Origin of the sequence: Colwellia sp. BRX10-9, assembly GCF_014077405.1 — a bacterium.
GTDB lineage: Bacteria > Pseudomonadota > Gammaproteobacteria > Enterobacterales > Alteromonadaceae > Colwellia_A.
On record NZ_JACGVV010000004.1, the window covers coordinates 85,781 to 101,823 of the forward strand.

General features: G+C 38.0%; 16 protein-coding genes. 11 read left to right on the top strand and 5 right to left on the bottom strand.

The window, feature by feature from the left end:
- Positions 1 to 57: 57 nt before the first annotated feature.
- The 3 genes from H4J69_RS03795 to H4J69_RS03805 are packed head-to-tail and all read left to right on the top strand — an operon-like array spanning position 58 to position 5,890.
- Positions 58 to 1,482 carry a TolC family protein gene (locus tag H4J69_RS03795; RefSeq protein ID WP_182244602.1) on the top strand — a complete coding sequence of 475 codons (1,425 nt, stop codon included), beginning with the start codon at positions 58 to 60 and terminating at the stop codon, positions 1,480 to 1,482.
- A gap of 2 nt (positions 1,483 to 1,484) precedes the next feature.
- Positions 1,485 to 2,777 (top strand): efflux RND transporter periplasmic adaptor subunit, encoded by a 1,293-nt coding sequence (locus tag H4J69_RS03800; protein WP_182230015.1) that lies wholly within the window; start codon positions 1,485 to 1,487, stop codon positions 2,775 to 2,777.
- Positions 2,774 to 5,890, top strand: a complete 3,117-nt coding sequence (locus H4J69_RS03805) for an efflux RND transporter permease subunit (RefSeq protein ID WP_182213478.1) — start codon at positions 2,774 to 2,776, stop codon at positions 5,888 to 5,890. Before H4J69_RS03800 ends, H4J69_RS03805 begins: the two co-directional genes overlap by 4 nt.
- A gap of 71 nt (positions 5,891 to 5,961) precedes the next feature.
- On the opposite strand, the gene H4J69_RS03810 is transcribed toward H4J69_RS03805, so the two are convergent.
- On the bottom strand, positions 5,962 to 6,135 hold the full coding sequence (locus H4J69_RS03810; RefSeq protein ID WP_083277925.1) for a DUF3545 family protein: 174 nt from the start codon (positions 6,133 to 6,135) through the stop codon (positions 5,962 to 5,964).
- 148 nt (positions 6,136 to 6,283) lie between these two features.
- Entirely contained in the window at positions 6,284 to 7,237 is a 954-nt protein-coding gene (tal, locus tag H4J69_RS03815) for a transaldolase (protein WP_182244601.1), read from the bottom strand.
- A gap of 247 nt (positions 7,238 to 7,484) precedes the next feature.
- Between tal and yaaA the strand changes: the two genes are divergently transcribed.
- From yaaA to H4J69_RS03830, 3 genes are all read left to right on the top strand, one after another.
- Positions 7,485 to 8,261: a peroxide stress protein YaaA gene (gene yaaA / locus H4J69_RS03820; RefSeq protein ID WP_182176181.1), complete on the top strand. Its 777-nt coding sequence runs from the start codon at positions 7,485 to 7,487 to the stop codon at positions 8,259 to 8,261.
- 106 nt (positions 8,262 to 8,367) lie between these two features.
- Complete coding sequence (locus H4J69_RS03825; RefSeq protein ID WP_070374661.1) at positions 8,368 to 8,886, top strand: TIGR03546 family protein; 519 nt, start codon at positions 8,368 to 8,370, stop codon at positions 8,884 to 8,886.
- Positions 8,886 to 10,682 (top strand): TIGR03545 family protein, encoded by a 1,797-nt coding sequence (locus H4J69_RS03830; protein ID WP_182244600.1) that lies wholly within the window; start codon positions 8,886 to 8,888, stop codon positions 10,680 to 10,682. Before H4J69_RS03825 ends, H4J69_RS03830 begins: the two co-directional genes overlap by 1 nt.
- A 180-nt stretch (positions 10,683 to 10,862) precedes the next feature.
- On the opposite strand, the gene flgN is transcribed toward H4J69_RS03830, so the two are convergent.
- The 3 genes from flgN to flgA all read right to left on the bottom strand — a co-directional run bounded on the left by flgN (position 10,863) and on the right by flgA (position 12,410).
- Positions 10,863 to 11,291 carry a flagellar export chaperone FlgN gene (gene flgN, locus H4J69_RS03835; protein ID WP_182213485.1) on the bottom strand — a complete coding sequence of 143 codons (429 nt, stop codon included), beginning with the start codon at positions 11,289 to 11,291 and terminating at the stop codon, positions 10,863 to 10,865.
- 37 nt (positions 11,292 to 11,328) lie between these two features.
- Positions 11,329 to 11,643, bottom strand: a complete 315-nt coding sequence (gene flgM / locus H4J69_RS03840; RefSeq protein WP_070374658.1) for a flagellar biosynthesis anti-sigma factor FlgM — start codon at positions 11,641 to 11,643, stop codon at positions 11,329 to 11,331.
- A 74-nt stretch (positions 11,644 to 11,717) separates the two neighbouring features.
- Entirely contained in the window at positions 11,718 to 12,410 is a 693-nt protein-coding gene (flgA, locus tag H4J69_RS03845) for a flagellar basal body P-ring formation chaperone FlgA (protein ID WP_182213486.1), read from the bottom strand.
- A gap of 183 nt (positions 12,411 to 12,593) precedes the next feature.
- Between flgA and H4J69_RS03850 the strand changes: the two genes are divergently transcribed.
- From H4J69_RS03850 to H4J69_RS03870, 5 genes are all read left to right on the top strand, one after another.
- Complete coding sequence (locus H4J69_RS03850) at positions 12,594 to 13,541, top strand: chemotaxis protein (RefSeq protein ID WP_182244599.1); 948 nt, start codon at positions 12,594 to 12,596, stop codon at positions 13,539 to 13,541.
- A gap of 65 nt (positions 13,542 to 13,606) precedes the next feature.
- Entirely contained in the window at positions 13,607 to 14,440 is an 834-nt protein-coding gene (locus H4J69_RS03855) for a protein-glutamate O-methyltransferase CheR (protein WP_182213490.1), read from the top strand.
- A 70-nt stretch (positions 14,441 to 14,510) separates the two neighbouring features.
- Entirely contained in the window at positions 14,511 to 14,912 is a 402-nt protein-coding gene (gene flgB, locus H4J69_RS03860; protein WP_070374654.1) for a flagellar basal body rod protein FlgB, read from the top strand.
- A gap of 2 nt (positions 14,913 to 14,914) precedes the next feature.
- On the top strand, positions 14,915 to 15,334 hold the full coding sequence (gene flgC, locus H4J69_RS03865; protein WP_070374653.1) for a flagellar basal body rod protein FlgC: 420 nt from the start codon (positions 14,915 to 14,917) through the stop codon (positions 15,332 to 15,334).
- Between the two features lie 21 nt (positions 15,335 to 15,355).
- The gene (locus H4J69_RS03870) at positions 15,356 to 16,042 is read left to right on the top strand and encodes a flagellar hook assembly protein FlgD (protein ID WP_182221082.1); all 687 of its coding nucleotides are present in this window, start codon (positions 15,356 to 15,358) and stop codon (positions 16,040 to 16,042) included.
- Position 16,043: the final 1 nt, after the last annotated feature.

A 16,043-nucleotide genomic window follows, 5' to 3' on the forward strand; every position in this document is an offset into this window, starting at 1 on the left:
TGATTAATACTGATTACAATTAAAGCATTAAAAATACTATAAGTGGTTTCATCTTTTATGGAAAACCGTTTTCGAATACAGATCAAACACAGTGTTATGACTGTCCTAGTAACAACCCTGTTGTTGGCTTGCTCGAGTACATCTGAGCTTGATAAAAATATTAGAAATATTAACTTACCTGCGACTTGGCAACAAAGTGAACAGAATTTGCAGGTTGAAAATAACTGGCTAGAACAGCTTGATAGTCCTCAAGTTCAACAATTAGTGAGAACAGCACTAGCATCAAATCACCAATTAAAAATTCAAGCGTATAATGTTGAAATTCAAAAGCAACAACTGATCATTTCTGGCAGTACACTTTGGCCATCGCTTGATTTGTCTTTGCGTTCGGGTCGAAATAAATACAATGACTCTGATACGTACACTAATTCAAGTTCAGTTAATTTGAATTTAACTTATGAACTTGATTTATGGGGGAAACTATCTTCAGCTGACCAACAAGCTAACTTAACGTTTATGGCTGAACAGTCGAATTTTGAGCAAAGTAAACAGCAATTAGTGGTTGATGTTGTCACTAAGTGGTTCGCGGTTGTTGAGGCAGAAAAGCTACTGTCACTTTATCAAGGTCGTGTAAAAAACTCCCAACAAAATTTAGACATTATTGAATCAGGCTATAACAGTGGCTTAAGTGAAGCACTTGATGTTTACCTAACACGTAATGAGCTAAACAATGAATTAACTCGTGTTTGGGAACAAAAAACAGTAAAAACTCAATTAATTAGACAGTTGGAACGTTTAGTTGGTGAGTATCCCACAGGAACATTGTTAGTTGATGCTGATTTACCGCTACTAACCTCTGATATTCCCTTAGGATTGCCATCGGAGCTTATTAGCAGAAAACCTCAGTTAAAGTCTAGTTGGTATTTATTACTTGCTAAAGATGCTGGCCTCGCTTATGCACACAAACAACGTTTTCCAAGCCTAACTTTAACAGCGTCGGTAGGAGACAGCGGCATTGATATAGATGACTTGCTATCAGGATCATCGTTAGCATGGTCATTGTTTGGAAATATTTCTGCACCACTATTTAATGCTGGTCGTTTGGCTGCTAATGAAGAGCAAGCACGGTTAGCGTTGAAACAAAACGAACAGCAATATCTTGAGCACTTATATAATGCATTTACTGAGGTTGAGAATGCGGTGACCCAAGAAAAAAGTTTAAAAAATAGCTATAAAAGTATGTTAGCTGCACAAGAAAATGCCAAAGTTGCCGCGACACTTTCTTTTGAACAATATCAAAGTGGTTTGGTTAATTATACTACGGTGCTTGATGCTCAATCACGATCGTTTGATGCACAAAGTACCTTGATAAAGCTTAAAAATCGCTTGATTGCCAATCGCATACAACTACATTTAGCACTCGGTGGCGACTTTACTGTGCCTGAGAAAACTGCCACAACTATTAATCCAAAGGCTGAATAATAATGTCTTCACAACCAAGTTTACATACAGAAATAACACAAAAACCAAGCACGCTAAAAAAATTGATCATCCTAGCTGTTATTATTGGCGTTACATTATCATTAGTCGCTTTGATTTATAGCAACCCGCCACAATCGAAAAGGGCTAAACCCTCAAAAGCGCCCCAGATGACAGTAGCAACAAAGATATTAGCGCCGCAACGTTATCAAGTTATGGTGGAAAGTTTTGGTACGGTAAAACCTCGTACACAAAGCATACTTTTTGCGCAGGTTGCTGGCCAAATTACTCAAGTCAGTGGTCAATTTCGTGACGGTGGTTTTTTTGAAAAAGGTGATGTTTTAGTACAACTTGATGATCGAGATTACCGGTCAGAAGTCAAAGTATCACAAGCAAATCTTTTATCTGCCAACCAAGTATTACTTGAAGAACAAGCAAGAGTTCAACAAGCAGAAGCTGACTGGCAGCGGTTGGGAAATGGTAAAGTAGCCGGTGTTTTAGTGTTACGTCAGCCGCAACTTGAGTCAGCAAAAGCAAAAGTACTTTCTGCACAAGCGCAATTAGATAAAGCTAAGCTATCGTTAGAACGCACCCAAATAGTGGCACCTTATGCGGGACGCATTTTGAAAAAACAAGTTGATATTGGTCAAGTTGTTACCAGTAACAGTCAACTTGCCACCATTTTTGCTGTTGATTATGTAGAAATTCGCTTACCGATTAATAATAAAGATCTTTCCTTGATTAACTTACCTGAAGTATATCGAGATATTGGTGAACAGGGTAATAAGGACGATGTAAAAATAAGCTCTGATTTAATTGGCCATCAATCATGGAATGGAAAAATAATTCGCACCGAAAGTGCTATCGATGAACAGTCGCAGCAGCTCTATGTTGTAGCACAAATTAATCGCCCCTATGATGCAACAACCTCTTTGGGATCACCGATAAAAATAGGTCAATATGTTACTGCCCAGATAACAGGAAAAGAACTAAGCAATGTTTTGGTTATTCCCAGCAATGTTATTTATCAGGGAAGCTATGTTTACACAGTCGAAAATGGCTTGTTAATTCGTAAAGAGGTTTTGCTAGGGTGGCAAAATGGTAAAGAGTCAATTGTTGAGTCAGGGCTCGTTGCCGGTGATGAACTTGTGCTAACTTCTTTAGGACAAGTGAGCTCTGGAACCCCCGTAGCCATTGAAGGAAATATTCCGAGTAAAGCAAGAAAAAATAACCCAGAAGCTCGTCAGAATAAGGCAAAACTAAAAGGCACTAAAAGATCAAAGGGTGAAGCACAATGATCGCCTGGTTTGCTAGAAATCACGTAGCAGCGAATCTGTTATTAATTACTATTTTAATTTTAGGTTTATTTAGTCTATCTGTACGGATACCTGTTGAGGTTTTCCCCTCATTTGCCTCTGATCGTATCAATGTGAATGTCTCGTTACGTGGTGCTACGCCAGAAGATGTTGAAAAAAGTATTTCTATTCGCATAGAAGAGGCGATACAAGACCTAGAAGGTATTAAGCAAATTGCTAGTCGTTCATCTGAAGGCTCTTCAGCGGTTAATATCGAAGTTGAAAGTGGCTACGATGCACGAGAAGTTTTGGCTGATATTAAAAGTCGTGTCGACTCTATCAATACTTTTCCATCAGATGCTGAAAAACCTGTAGTGTCGTTAGCGACTCGAAAAAGAGAAGTTATCTCGGTTAGTGTCGCCAGTATTTATGGTGAAAAAGAAACGCGCGAGTATGCAGAGAAAGTACGCGATGAGTTGTTAAAAATATCTGAAATTACTCAGGCAGAGCTTAGTGGTGTTCGTAACTACGAAGTTTCTATTGAAATACCTCAAGATAAATTACAACAATATAACTTAACTATCTCCCAAGTGTCAGCCGCGATAAATAATTCTAGTACCGATGTTTCTGCGGGCAATCTAAGAACCGAAGGAGGGGATGTTTTATTATTGTCAAAGGGGCAAGCTTATCGTAAAAATGAGTTTTCTGACATCGCGATAAAGACTCACACTGATGGTTCTATTTTACGTTTGTCTGATATTGCGTTGATCACCGATGCTTTTGAAGAAACACCGGTAAGAACCCGCTTTAACGGTAAGCAAGCCGCCTTTATCGACATCTATCGTATTGGTCCACAAAGTGCCATTGACGTTGCCGATGCAGTAAAAAACTATATTGATGAACAACAAGGAAATGTGCCGGTAGGTGTTGAGTTAAGTTATTGGGATGACGACTCTCAAATTGTAAAAAATCGTATTGCAACGTTAACAACAAGTGCGTTGCAAGGTGGTATTTTAGTCTTAGCACTACTGAGCTTATTTTTACGCCCGTCGATCGCCTTCTGGGTTTTTATTGGCATTCCTATTTCATTTATGGGGGCTTTTATAGCAATGCCTTTTTTTGGCATTACCCTTAATGTTATGAGCCTATTTGGCTTTATTTTAGTACTCGGTATTGTCGTGGATGACGCCATTGTCACCGGAGAAAATATTTATACCCATTTAAAAACAGCTAAGTCAGGGGAAGAGGCAGCCATAAGAGGTACTGAAGAAGTGGCTACACCAGTTACTTTTGGTGTATTAACCACTATTGCCGCTTTTTTACCTCTGGCATTTATTGAAGGTGCGCGAGGGGCATTGTTCGCACAAATTCCGGTTATTGTTATTCCTGTTTTATTGTTTTCTCTAATCGAGTCAAAGTTTGTTTTACCGTCACATTTAAAGCATTTAAAACTCCGTAGTCAAAAAACAAAAACATCTAAATTTAGCCAATTACAACAACGCTTTGCGGATGGCTTTGAAAACACAATTTTACGTTATTATCAGCCTTTATTAAAAAAAGCCATTAATTTTAAAACAGCGACATTTTTTGGTTTTGTTGGTGTTTTCTTAATTATCATTACCTTGGTCATGAGTGGCTGGACTAAATTTATCTTCTTTCCAAGAATACCCAGTGAGACGGTAAGAGCTTCATTAACCTTACCAGCAGGCTCACCATTTGAGGTAACGAATAAACATATCTTAAAAATGACAGAGAAAGCGGAAGAGTTACGTGAGAAATATATTGATGAGGCGACGAATGAAAGTATCATTATTAATATTTTGGCGACAACGGGTGGCAGAGGTGGCACAACCAATCAAGGCAGTGTTCGTTTTGAAATAACGCCGCCAGAGTCTAGAAGCTTATCAATTGGTTCAACACAGTTAGTTCGAGAATGGCGGGAGCTTATTGGGCCAATTCCTGGCGCTGAAAGTATGACCTTTAGAGCCGAAATAGGTCGGTCATCAGACCCTATTCAAGTACAGCTAAAAGCAAGCTCTTTGGACTCGCTTAAAGAAATTACCGATAAGGTAAAGATACGCTTAGCCACTTACCCCACTGTTTTTGACATAGAAGATAGTTTGTCTGACGGAAAAGAAGAGCTACAAATCGAATTAACTGAGCAAGGCAAAGCGCTAGGGTTAACCAGAGTAAGTATATCTAATGAAGTACGCCGCTCGTTCTTTGGCTCACAAGTTCAGCGTATTCAAAGGGGTAGAGACGATGTCCGGGTAATGGTTCGTTTACCTTTGAGTGAGCGTCGCACGACTGCTGATTTAGAAAATATTCTTATTGGAACTCCCAATGGTGGTTCAGTGCCTTTGGCGCATGTTGCTCGCTTAATTCCAGGGAAAAGTCCATCAACCATCTCTAGAATCGATCGTTATAGAACGGCAAATGTCAGCGCTGATGTCGATAAAGAAAACACCAATATGACAATATTACAGGCCGATTTAAAAACTTACTTGGATGAGCTTCTTTTACAATATCCTGGTGTCAGTCATTCGCTCGAAGGTGAAGCTAAAGAGCAACGTGAATCATTTGGATCGTTAGCTTGGGCATTAGTTTTTGTTTTCTTTATTATTTATGCTTTGCTGGCCATTCCATTTAAGTCTTATCTACAACCTATTATTGTAATGAGCGTTATTCCTTTTGGTATGATAGGTGCCGTTATAGGTCACTGGATCATGGGCATGGAATTAACGATTATGAGCTTATTGGGCATGCTGGCATTAATTGGTGTGGTGGTGAATGACTCCTTGGTATTAGTTGATTTTATCAATAAAAAACGAGCCGAAGGTATTAAGCTTATGGAAGCAGTACTTACCGCGGGCGCTTCACGTTTTCGTCCTGTGATGTTAACTAGCTTAACCACCTTTATTGGTTTAATGCCGTTACTTTTTGAGCAATCAACTCAAGCACAATTCCTTATTCCAATGGCTGTTTCTCTTGGTTTTGGTATATTGTTCGCGACATTTATTACCTTGATTTTAGTGCCGGTTAACTACTTGCTTGTTGAACAGATAAAGGCGTTTTTTGGTGTTAAGCCTACGGGGTATGTTCTAGAGCAAGTTTAGCTTTTACATTTATGGTATTTCAAGCAATAAAAAACCCAGTTAAAAACTGGGTTTTTTCATTTGAAATAAAACTAGAAATCTTCCAGCATAAATTCTAACGAGTCTTCATATGCTTTTAGCTCTTTTTCTAATTGGAATCTTTCTTTTATAAGTTCTATTTCACGCCATTTTCTTTTCTTATTAGTGCTTTCTGAGGACTTAGGTCTTTTACCAAACGAGCCCATTACTTGTTCAAGTTTATCCATAGAACACTCCTTTTTATTTAACAGCACCTTTTTAATAACACATTCAAGATGATAAGCAAATAATTAAAGCAATAAACTCCGATAATACTTGGTGATAAAGTAACTCTTTTTAGGCTTTATTTTAAACTAACCGTATGAAAAATAGCTATTAAAGTAACTCAGCAAGCTGTTTTTCTAATTTTATCTGGTCAAGGGTAAAATTTCTGATCCCTTCAGCAAGTTTTTCTGTGGCCATAGCATCTTCATTCATTGCCCAACGATAGCTACTTTCTGATAATTTTTCTTGAGCGGCTAATTTGGGTTGCTCACTAAATAATTTTTGCTCAAGCGGGTCATTACACTTTGATAGTTCGTCTAATAGGTTTGGACTTATCGTTAAACGATCACATCCGGCAAGTTGACGTATCTCATCTATGTTTCTAAAACTTGCTCCCATCACAACCGTTTTATAACCTTTACCTTTGTAATAGTTATAAATGCTAGTTACCGAGATCACACCAGGGTCTTCATCCGCTGCGTATTCACTTTTGCCGCTATCCTTTTTGTACCAATCTAAGATCCGGCCAACAAAAGGCGAGATTAAGTAAACCCCTGACTCGGCACAAGCTTGTGCTTGAGCAAAACTAAACAATAAAGTTAGGTTACAGTTAATACCAACCTTTTCTAGTTGCTCTGCCGCTTTAATACCTTCCCAAGTTGATGCCAGTTTAATAAGGATACGATCGTTATTAATACCTGCTTCTTTATACATCGCCATAAGCTTATGCGCTTTGGCAATTGAAGCTTGAGTATCAAAAGATAAACGTGAATCTACTTCTGTTGAAATACGACCTGGTACAGTTTTTAAAATTTCTAAGCCAATTAATACTGATAGTTTATCAGCGGCATCAATAACTTGTTGTTCTGTATTTGATGACTGTGCTTTTGCCCATGTTACCGCTTCGGTAAGTAAATGTTGATAACCTTTAAGTGATGCTGCTTTTAATAATAGCGATGGGTTTGTGGTTGCATCTTGTGGTTGAAAATTTGCGATTGCTTCAATATCGCCGGTGTCAGCAACTACTGTAGTCATTTTTTTTAATTGAGAAAGCTGGTTAGTCATGTCCTTTACCTTTTTACGAAAAACTTAAAATTGGAGAATTATTACAACATAAATGGCTGAAAAAGTGATAAACCTTTGATGTAATGCCTAATATGACTATATTTGTAACAAATTTTCAATATATAGCAAGTATGTTCGACATTTTTTTAACTATGACGGTAATTGGCTTATCATTTATCTTCATGTTTAGCGGATTTATTGTATTATATGGGTTATATATTTTGATATTGTATTAAACGGGACCGTTATGCTACTTGTTGTTTCTCCAGCTAAAAACTTAGACTTTGAGTCACCATTACCCACTAATAAATTTTCTCAACCTGAGCTTTTAGCGCACAGTAAAGATTTAATTGACCATTGCCAAAAATTAACACCTGCAGAGATATCAACCTTAATGGGCATTAGTGATAAACTTGCTGGGTTAAACGCTGCTCGATTTGGTGAATGGTCAATGCCTTTTACTGTTGATAATGCTCGCCCAGCGGTATTAGCGTTTAATGGTGATGTTTATACCGGATTAGACGCCAAAACATTTAATGAAGATGATTTTGATTTCGCACAAAAACACATGAGAATTTTGTCAGGATTATACGGTTTACTCAAACCTCTTGATTTAATGCAAGCCTACCGCTTAGAAATGGGTTCAAGGTTAGCGAATGATCGTGGCAGCAACTTGTATCAGTTTTGGGGAGACATTATTACTGACCATGTCAATGAAGCATTGGCCCAGCAGGGTGATAAAGTGTTAATTAACCTAGCCTCTAATGAATATTTTAAATCAGTAAATAAAAAAAAGCTTCAAGGTGAAATAATTACTCCAGCATTTAAAGATTGGAAAAATGGTCAATTTAAAATGATCAGTTTCTTTGCCAAAAAAGCACGAGGTTTAATGGCACGTTATATCATTGAACATCGCTTAACAGAGGTTGAACAACTTAAATCCTTTGATGTTGCTGGCTATCAATATAGTGAAGAAATGAGTCAAGGTAATGATTTTGTTTATACGCGTAAAGAAACGCAATAGTAGCGCTAATGCATAAGCCTGCTTTAGTTTATTTACTTAGTTATACTTAACCCACTAAGCTTTAAGTGGTAAATACATAGCAAGAGAACACAAAAAAGGAAAAGGAATGCTTACATTACTCGCTAAACTGTTCAATGCACTGAACTCAGAAAGCTCTACTCGGCAAATATCATTGGCCATAGCGTTAGGTTTTATCGTTGGACTATCGCCACTGCTTACCTTGCATAATATTGCTTTTATATTCGTGGTTTTATTTTTAAGAGTCAATATCGGCGGTTTTATAGTCGCTTGGGGATTTTTTAAAGGGTTAAGTTATTTGTTGTCATCATTGATCGTTACTGTTGGTGAGTCATTACTAACAGCAAAGTCATTACACCCTTTATTTGATGCTTTATATCAGTCTTCGTTATTTAAACTAGGCCATCTTCACCATACTTATACGTTGGGTGCTTTGGTACTTGGCTGTTTATTAGCGGTGCCGTTATATTATCTAAGTAATTTTTTAATTGAAAAGTATCGACTACATATTAAAGCCTTCTTTGAGAAGTTCCGTATTGTTAAGGCATTAAAAGCATCAAAGTTCTACCGTATTTATAGCCACGTTTCTGGCCAAGGAGAGTTGTAATGAGTCGTTTTATTCGTTGGAAAGGGCTAGTCGGTTTTTTTGTGGTCATGGGATTAATGGTCGCTTTTATTTATTTATTTGCAGACGCTTTAGTTAAGAAAGGTATAGAAAAATCAGGCGAATGGTATCTAGGTGCTGAGGTTAACGTTAGTGAAGTTGAAATTAACTATTTACCCTTAACACTGAGTATTGAAGGTTTCCAAGCAACCGACCCTGAAAAACCTAGCCATAATTTGGTGAGTTTTTCACAAGCCTCAGCCGGTGTTGATGTTTGGCAATATTTATTTGGTAAGTTATATATTAGCGAGTTAAACGTTGCTGAGTTAAGAATCGATCAGCCTAGGCAGTCTGTAGGTGAAGTCTATAGGCTTGGTGATGATACTGAAAATGGCAGTGACGGTGTAGGTGATTCAATGTTACCTAAACTTGATGTTAGCCTACCTAAAGCTGAAGATTTACTCAATAATAGTGATTTGCTAACGGTCAAACGTGGCAAAGCTTTAGAGCAAAGTTATCAAATCGAAAAGAAAAAGCTGCAAGCTGCTTATGAAACACTTCCGACTAAAGACGCGTTAGCAGACTATAAAAAGCAAGTAGAGCAACTCGCTAATATTAAGATAGAAAGTTTAGCCGATCTTGAAAAGCTTAATAAAGATTTTACTGCGCTAAAAACGAAGTTCGAAGCTGATCAAGTGGTCATGAACAAAGCAAAGCAGCAAGTTAGCGCTTCAAAAACATTATTAAGCGAACAGACTAAAGCTTTAAAAGATGCGCCAAGCGCGGATTGGAAAAACATTGAGAGCAAGTACCAACTTGACAGTGTCGATGGTGCTGATTTTGCTCACTTGTTGTTTGGTGAGCAAGCAAGAGAATACTTTGGTTATGCTGATACTGTTTATCGAAATATAGCACCGCTAATTAAATCTTCAAAAGTCGACAAAGAAGCACCAGTAGCAAGTGATCAAGGTCGTTATGTGCAGTTTAATGATGAAACACCTTTGCCCGACGTACTTATCGAACAAGCAAATTTTTCTTTAATATTGCCACAAGGTGAATTTGCAATTAGCGGCAAAGAATTGACACATCAGCACTGGGTACGAGGTAATAACAGTGTTATTAACGTTAAAAGTGACAATGTACAGGGCTCGGGGAAATTAACCTTAGGGTTAGCTTTCTCACTAGATAAGCAAGATGTTTTAACAGGTAAGGGGCAGTGGCAACTTGCCGATGTCACCTTAAAAGATGTTTCACTACAAAAATCAAGTGCTTTTACTTTAGATCTTAACAGTGGTTTATTATCAGGTAAGGGGGCTTTTTCATTCATTGATGACCAAATTGACAGTGAAAATAAACTTAACCTAGCTAATACTCAATATAGTGGTGCTGGCACTTCGAAGTTAAGTACACTCTTTATTGACACAGTTCAGTCTCTTAAGTCGTTGGCGTTAACCATAGCTGCAAAAGGTAAAATAACGGCACCAACGTTATCTATCTCATCACCACTTGATAACCAATTAAAAGATTCAATGGTGCAGCAGGTATCAACTAAATTAACAAGCTTCAAATCTGACATTAAAGCAGGGTTAAACACTAAGCTTACTCAAGCTTTAGGGGGAAGTAATAAGGAAGCCGAGTCTCTAATGGATGTTGAAGCACTCATTGGAGATAGCGATAAAGCATTAGATGAGCTGATTAACTCAGATATCGTCGCAGCGAAAAAGAAAGAGTTTGAAGATAAACAAAAAGATAAGCTCAAAGACAAAGCAAAAGAAAAGCTAGGGAAACTATTTGGTTAGGCTTGCTTAGCTTACTCATCATTAAATGACAAATTTACGCTCAGCTATCGTAGTTGCCAAGGGGAGCTGAGCGGCCAAGCTAAACTCGTTTAATAAAGTCGTTTTAGTTTTTTCTGTAAAAAAAGCCTCAGCTTATTGTTAAGTTGAGGCTTTTTGTTGTTAATTAGCATGTTGTTTTTACTAAGCTTTAATACCTAAACTGCTAAGGCCACCACTTTTCTTGCCCTTACTATTGTAGGTCATTGATGAGCGGTTATGATTCTCAAGCAAGGAGTTTTTCATGCGTTCAGCGGCAAGTGAAGATTGCTGTATGATTTGACCGTTAACCTGATTTTTGTCTTTACAACGCAGTAAAATAGCTTCAATTTCAGCAATCTCTTGCTGATGAATACCTGATTTAACTTCGTTTTTCAAAATAATATTTTGAGCGTTTTGTTCATCAAGTTGCTGTATGGCTTTTAGCAAAGCCTCTTTTTGCTCGGTAACGGCAGTTAATGCTTGTGGGCTTTGTTTTTGTAAGACTTCTTTTTCAACGCTGAGCAGCTCTTCAAGCTGCTGTAGGTTATGTAACTGTTGAGCAATTAATTGCTCTGCTGCTAACGCTGTCATCAGGTGTAACTCCTGTGATTAGGTTAACAGTAAACTGTTAGCCTAGTTTAAATTCGAAATTTGCTATACTGGCAGCAAGCTTTTCAGGATCAACTTTATACTCACCATTTGCAATGGCTTTTTTGAGTTGATCGATTTTTTTCTGATCAACGGCTGGTGCGTCATTCGCTTTCTTTTGTAACTCATTTAACTGTTGAGCTTGTGGTGTTAAAGAGACTGAATCTTTACCTACAGATCTTCCTTGTTCACTACTTGCTGCATTTTGTGTGGCTTGCTGTTTGACTTGTACTTGTTGATCAAGCTTTTGCTTTACCTGACTGTTGTTTGACAAGTTATTGATATTTATAGCCATAATACTATCCTATAGATAACGGGTTGATATTCACTATCTTGTTATCGGCAAGCAGCCTAATAACTTAACCATTATTATAAATTAATTATCACTTCGTTGATAGCCGATACTCGCCCTGTTACCGTTCTACCACTGCCTTCATTTTCAACCGCTATTTGCTCGCCAAGCCCGCCGTCTTCAAGGGCTATGCCGGAGGTTTTTATTGTCAAGGTATTCGATTGCGCAATAAGCGTGACATGGCTGCCTTTGCAAACAAAACAAATATTTTTTTTAGTTAGAATGACACCCGCCCTCAACTTTCTTTTAGCTCGGGTACCAATAACGATTCTGGTATCATCTAAGCTCTCCCCACGAATTCTATATTTATCGCGATATTCAATGGTGACATTTGAACTATCAACTCTACTGCCCTTACTAATGATACTTTTTGCAACAACTACCGGTATGACCACTTGAATTTTTGCAGGAATATAAAGATACCAAGACGATGGGTCGTCGCAATTTATTTTAACATTTACGTTTCTACCATTATGATTTTCAGGTATATTTGCGATTAAAGGTGTTAAACAAGGTTGAATAATAATTCTGGGATCTAAAGTAGAGACTGAAACGTTTATCTTTCCTTGCTTTGGCAATGGCGTGTTATTTTTTATAAATTGGGTAACAAAATCTTGAAGTTGCTGTCTGTCCATCGTTTGGGCAAAGGCTAGATTTGAAAAAAGCGCTGAGATTAGCGAAAGAATGATAAATATCTTGAATATGCTCATAAATTTGTCAACTATTTGCTAGGGAAATTAAAATACTCGTCTATGCTTAATTTATGTATAGTTTAACAATAATTAAAAACAGACGAATACGCACTAAACGTCAAAAAATTGAACGTTCAATATGTATCTGTAAGCACAATCAAGAAGTGTGCCTTTTTGTGAATTAAGTAAAATGAGGTTTGTATGGCAGGAATTTTAGACTCAGTAAATCAACGCACTCAGTTGGTTGGACAGAATAGGCTTGAATTATTACTTTTTCGTTTAATCGGACCACAACGTTTTGGTATTAATGTTTTTAAAGTACGTGAAGTTATGCCTTGTCCGCGCTTAACCTTACTGCCAGGACAAGACCCTTTTATTAAAGGTGTTGCCCATATTCGTGGCCAAACCATTTCAGTGATCGATTTGAGCAAATCGACAGGTGGCCCAGAAATAGTGCCAGATGAAAATTCCTTTGTCATTATTGCAGAATATAATCGCAGTGTGCAGGGCTTTTTAGTTGGCGGTGTTGAGAGAATCGTCACGTTAAGCTGGAAAGATATCATGCCCCCTCCAGAAGGTGCTGGCAAATCAAGCTATTTAACGGCGGTTACAGAAATAGACAAAAAAATGGTCTCTATTTTAGATGTAGAGAAAATTTTAAATGAAATTAGTCCTATTTCAACAGAACTCAGTGAAGATGTTGTTGATGCGAGTGTCGGAGTGAGTCTTGGCGAACGGGTCATTATGATCGCGGATGATTCAACCGTAGCTAGAAATCAGGTGAGAAGAGCTTTAGAACCCTTAGGCTTAACAATGTTGTTAGCTAAAAATGGCCAAGACGCTTTAGATCAATTGCTGGCTATAGAAGCCGAGTGTCATACATCAATTACTGAAAAAGTCGCTTTACTTATTTCTGATATAGAAATGCCTGAAATGGACGGTTACACCTTAACCGCTGAGATTAAAAATAATGATCGATTGAAAGCCATGCCGGTTATTTTACATACTTCGCTAAGTGGTGTTTTTAATAATGCCATGGTTGCTAAAGTTGGTGCAGAAGATTTTATTCCAAAGTTTCATCCTGATGAGTTAGCCACAGCAGTAAAAAAATGGTTAAAGAAAGATGAACTAGCAAATAATGCTAATTAACCCATTATTTTTAGCGTATTCTATCGTTAATAAATGATAATAATAATTTAAGGCGGAATATCGAAGTGTCAATCCGACAGCTTGATGATAGCAGTTATCATCAGTTTAGAGTCTTCCTAGAGAAACAATGTGGCATCGTCTTAGGTGAAAATAAACAATACCTAGTAAAAAGCCGTTTAGCCCCTTTAATGGCTAAATTTGATGTTACCACATTAGGTGATTTAGTCACTCGTACTCTCAGTCCAATTGAAAGGCAGTTACGCGCCGCAGTTATCGATGCCATGACGACCAACGAAACCTTGTGGTTTCGCGATGAGTACCCCTTTGAACTATTGAAAAAACGCTTACTTCCTGAGTTTAAAAATCAAAGAACGCCTTTAAAAATTTGGTCAGCGGCAAGTTCTTCAGGTCAAGAACCTTATTCTATTGCGATGGCAGTTCAAGAATTTAAGCAAAGTAATCCTGCTGCGTTTTCGGGGGGTGTTCAAATTATTGGCACTGATATCTCCAATACTATGCTTGAGCATTGTAAGTATGGCCATTATGACAATTTAGCTTTGTCACGAGGTTTATCAGCCGAACGCAAAAGAATGTTTTTTGAAAATGGCGATAAAGGTATGTCAAAAGTCAAAGACTCGGTTAAGAAAATGGTTAGCTTTAGGCAACTAAATCTCCTAAATAGTTATAGTTTAATGGGTAAGTTTGATATTGTATTTTGTCGTAACGTATTGATTTACTTCGCACCAGAAATTAAAAAGCAAATAATATCTCAAATTGAAGGCGTGCTAAATCCTAACGGCTATCTCTTTCTTGGCGCCTCGGAATCCTTAACGGGTTTAAACCAAAACTTTGATATGGTTCGCTGTAATCCTGGTATCATTTATCAAAAAAAGACTTAATATCCCCCCACTAAACTCCCCGTTGGCATAGAAATTGTATAGTTATCTTCATTGATTTGGAGGTAACACTATGGCTATCACTTTTGAAAAAGCACTTGGCATTCACCCACAAACACTTGCTGTTCGTTCTAAACGTGCAGAAGTTATTGCTAGTAATATTGCTAATGCAGATACACCTGGCTATAAAGCCAAGGGCATGGACTTTAAGTCTGCCTTAGCGCAAGCCTCTCAAAAGCAACAATCAGGTATGTCACGAACCCACGAAAAGCATTTTGATGTTCGCATTGCAACCAATAATGGGGTGCAATTTAGAACACCAGATCAACCAGATACTGGCGATGGTAATACCGTAGATGCACAAGTGGAACGAAACTTGTATCTAGAAAACTCAATGCAGTATCAAGCCAGCATTCAATTTCTTACTGGCAGGATTAAAGGCTTGAAAAAAGCCATCACCGGAGCAGGGCAATAATTATGAGCCTATTTAACGTATTTACTATATCTGGCACGGGTATGAGCGCTCAATCTGTTCGCTTAAATACCACCGCAAGTAACATTGCTAATGCTGATAGTGTTAGCAGTAGTGTTGATGCAACCTATCGAGCACGGCATCCGGTTTTTGCCGCAGAGATGCAAAAAGCTGCCGCAGGACAAGATGACTCAGGCGTAGGTGTCAAAGTTTTAGGCATTGTGGAAAGCGATCAGCCTTTAAACATTCAGCACTCTCCGGGACACCCAATGGCAGATAAAGATGGTTTCATTTATAAACCCAATGTAAACGTGATTGAAGAAATGACCAATATGATTTCAGCATCACGCTCATATCAAACAAATGTTCAATTGGCTGAATCAGCAAAAAATATGCTGAATAAAACCTTACAGCTTGGCAAGTAACAATTAAAGGTGGGATAAAATATGGAAACAGTAAGCGGAAGTAAACCTTTAGATGGCATGCGCTGGCAAAAGGAAGATGTTACTAAGACGGATAATGGCAATGGTATGTTAACGCAAGAAGATTTCTTTGCGTTACTGACCAAAGAGCTTTCTCATCAAGATCCGACTAAGCCCGTTGAAAATAATGAAATGATTTCGCAAATGACCGCGTTTTCAACGACTGACGGTGTGGCAACGCTAAATGAACAATTTACATCATTTGCTGCATCCATGTCATCGAGTCAAGCATTACAAGCCTCCTCGTTAGTGGGTCGTAGCGTTCTAGTTGATGATAATGTTTTTGGTATGGCTGAAGGTGAAGCCGTTAAAGGCAAAATGATCACTGATAAAGCGGCAAGTAATGTGAATATTTATGTTGAAAACACCGCTGGAGAACTTATTCAAACAGTTCCTGTTGGCAGTGTGGCTGCAGGTGAGTTTACCTTTAATTGGGACGGCAAGATGACAAATGGCGAGCCCGCTCCACAAGGTGCTTATCGTTTTAGAATTGCAGGATTAGTGGAAGGTGAAGCATCAGAATTACAAGCGATGACCTATCGTAAAGTTGATAGTGTGACGTTAGCCGGTGCAGGTGGAAATATTTTATTAAATCTTAATGGTGGCAGTTCCATGGCACTAGCAGATGTGGTGGAAGTATCAGAAGGTTAAA

Coding starts and splice junctions, on each gene's coding strand:
- H4J69_RS03795 (WP_182244602.1), top strand. CDS start 58: ATGGAAAACCGTTTTCGAATACAGATCAAACACAGTGTTATGACTGTC.
- H4J69_RS03800 (WP_182230015.1), top strand. CDS start 1,485: ATGTCTTCACAACCAAGTTTACATACAGAAATAACACAAAAACCAAGC.
- H4J69_RS03805 (WP_182213478.1), top strand. CDS start 2,774: ATGATCGCCTGGTTTGCTAGAAATCACGTAGCAGCGAATCTGTTATTA.
- H4J69_RS03810 (WP_083277925.1), bottom strand. CDS start 6,135: ATGGATAAACTTGAACAAGTAATGGGCTCGTTTGGTAAAAGACCTAAG.
- tal (WP_182244601.1), bottom strand. CDS start 7,237: ATGACTAACCAGCTTTCTCAATTAAAAAAAATGACTACAGTAGTTGCT.
- yaaA (WP_182176181.1), top strand. CDS start 7,485: ATGCTACTTGTTGTTTCTCCAGCTAAAAACTTAGACTTTGAGTCACCA.
- H4J69_RS03825 (WP_070374661.1), top strand. CDS start 8,368: ATGCTTACATTACTCGCTAAACTGTTCAATGCACTGAACTCAGAAAGC.
- H4J69_RS03830 (WP_182244600.1), top strand. CDS start 8,886: ATGAGTCGTTTTATTCGTTGGAAAGGGCTAGTCGGTTTTTTTGTGGTC.
- flgN (WP_182213485.1), bottom strand. CDS start 11,291: ATGACAGCGTTAGCAGCAGAGCAATTAATTGCTCAACAGTTACATAAC.
- flgM (WP_070374658.1), bottom strand. CDS start 11,643: ATGGCTATAAATATCAATAACTTGTCAAACAACAGTCAGGTAAAGCAA.
- flgA (WP_182213486.1), bottom strand. CDS start 12,410: ATGAGCATATTCAAGATATTTATCATTCTTTCGCTAATCTCAGCGCTT.
- H4J69_RS03850 (WP_182244599.1), top strand. CDS start 12,594: ATGGCAGGAATTTTAGACTCAGTAAATCAACGCACTCAGTTGGTTGGA.
- flgB (WP_070374654.1), top strand. CDS start 14,511: ATGGCTATCACTTTTGAAAAAGCACTTGGCATTCACCCACAAACACTT.
- flgC (WP_070374653.1), top strand. CDS start 14,915: ATGAGCCTATTTAACGTATTTACTATATCTGGCACGGGTATGAGCGCT.
- H4J69_RS03870 (WP_182221082.1), top strand. CDS start 15,356: ATGGAAACAGTAAGCGGAAGTAAACCTTTAGATGGCATGCGCTGGCAA.